Here is a 1741-nt window from a genome sequence, read left to right as displayed (position 1 = left end):
TTCGGCTTTGTTGCTGTGCCGGGTCAGGTGTCAGAAGTGGGTGGGCCGAGCATGGGGTCCGTACCGTCGAAGCGCGGCCGGATACGGACGCGGACACGGCGCAGCGGAACGAGGGGGTACGAGGTGGCGGACACCGGCATGGACGCGGAGGTGGTGGTCGCGGGCGCCGGGCCGACGGGCCTGATGCTCGCCTGCGAGCTGCGGCTCGCGGGCGTCGACGTGGTCCTGGTCGAGCGGCTCGCGGAACGGACCGGCGAGTCGCGGGCCGGCGGCATCCACTCCCGCACCCTGGAGGTGCTGGACCAGCGCGGGATCCTGGACCGCTTCCTCGCGGCCGGCGAGCTCCAGCCGGTGGGCCACTTCTCCGGTCTCTACCTGGACTTCGACGAGTCCGAGTCCCGGCACCCCTACCCGCTGATGATCCTGCAGTCCGCCATCGAGCGGCTGCTGGAGGAGTGGGCCGGCGAACTCGGGGTCCGGGTGCGCAGGGCGAGCGAGGTGAGCGGCGTCCAGCAGGACGGGAGCGGGGTGAGCGTCGGGCTGCGCACCGCCGGGGGCGGGTCCGCGACGCTGCGCGCCCGCTACCTCGTGGGCTGCGACGGCGGGCGCAGCACGGTGCGCAAGCTCGCCGGCATCGACTTCCCCGGCACCCCGGCGACGATGACCGCGCTGATCGGCGACGTCGAACTGCCCGATCTGCCCGAGGAGTACGTCTGGGTGCGGCGCTGCCCGGGCGGCGACTACTCGGCGATCGCCTTCGAGCCGGGCTGGTACCGGGTGATCGCCTCCGACTACGGGGCCGCGGAGCACGAGGGGCCCGCGACGTTCGAGCAGCTGCGCGAGGCGCTGGTCAGGCTCGCGGGCACCGACTTCGGTATGCACAGCCCGCGCTGGGTCTCCCGCTTCAACGACGCCGCACGGCAGGCCGCCCGGTACCGGGCGGGCCGGGTGCTGCTGGCGGGCGACGCGGCGCACATCCACTTCCCGGCCGGCGGGCAGGGGCTGAACATGGGGGTGCAGGACGCGGTCAACCTCGGCTGGAAGCTCGCCGGCGTGGTGCGCGGGTGGGCGCCGGAGAGCCTCCTGGACAGCTACCACGCGGAGCGGCACCCCGTCGCCGAACGCGTCCTGCACAACACCCGGGCCCAGTCGGCGCTGGCCCGCCCCGGGCCGCAGACCGACGCGCTGCGCGAGGTCTTCGGCTCGCTCATCGTGTTCGACGACGTCAACCGGCACTTGCGCGGCATGCTCACGGCGCTGGACATCCGCTACCCGGCCGACGGCGGTCACCTGCTGGCGGGCCGCCGGGTCCCGGACGCCGGCCTCAAGACGTCCGGCGGCGCCACCCGCGTCCACGAACTGCTGCACGCCGCCCGCCCCGTCCTGCTCGATCTGCGCGGCAGCGCCGAGGTCGCGGCGGCCCACGCGGGCTGGGCCGGCCGGGTCGACCTCGTCGAGGCGCGCTGCGAGGACGACTACTGGACCGTCCCGGCCGTCGGGGAGATCCCCGCGCCCGCGGCGCTCCTGATCCGCCCCGACGGGCATGTGGCCTGGGCGGCCGACGACGCCGGCCCGCCCGGCGTCCCCGCGCTCGGCGCCGCGCTCGCCACGTGGTGCGGCCCGGCGCGGGGGTGAGGCGCGGGCTAGCCCGTACGACGCACGGAGGCGCGTTCGGCCCCGTCGGCGGCGGACTGGCCATCGCCGGTGACTACATCTCCGCGGCCACCCTGCTGAGCACCAC

General features: G+C 75.4%; 1 protein-coding gene. It reads left to right on the top strand.

Annotation, left to right across the window (positions count from 1 at the left end):
* The first annotated feature begins 138 nt into the window (after nucleotides 1-138).
* Nucleotides 139-1635: an FAD-dependent monooxygenase gene (locus tag ABZY33_RS35975; RefSeq protein ID WP_356495929.1), complete on the top strand. Its 1497-nt coding sequence runs from the start codon at nucleotides 139-141 to the stop codon at nucleotides 1633-1635.
* Nucleotides 1636-1741: the final 106 nt, after the last annotated feature.

The organism is Streptomyces sp. NPDC006552, from assembly GCF_040611655.1.
Lineage (GTDB): Bacteria > Actinomycetota > Actinomycetes > Streptomycetales > Streptomycetaceae > Streptomyces.
The sequence above is the reverse complement of the archived record's forward strand: the minus strand, read 5'-3'. Positions and strand labels throughout refer to the sequence as shown.

What these genes read in the sequence shown, in the direction of transcription:
- ABZY33_RS35975 (WP_356495929.1), top strand. Translation starts at nt 139, where the DNA reads ATGGACGCGGAGGTGGTGGTCGCGGGCGCCGGGCCGACGGGCCTGATG.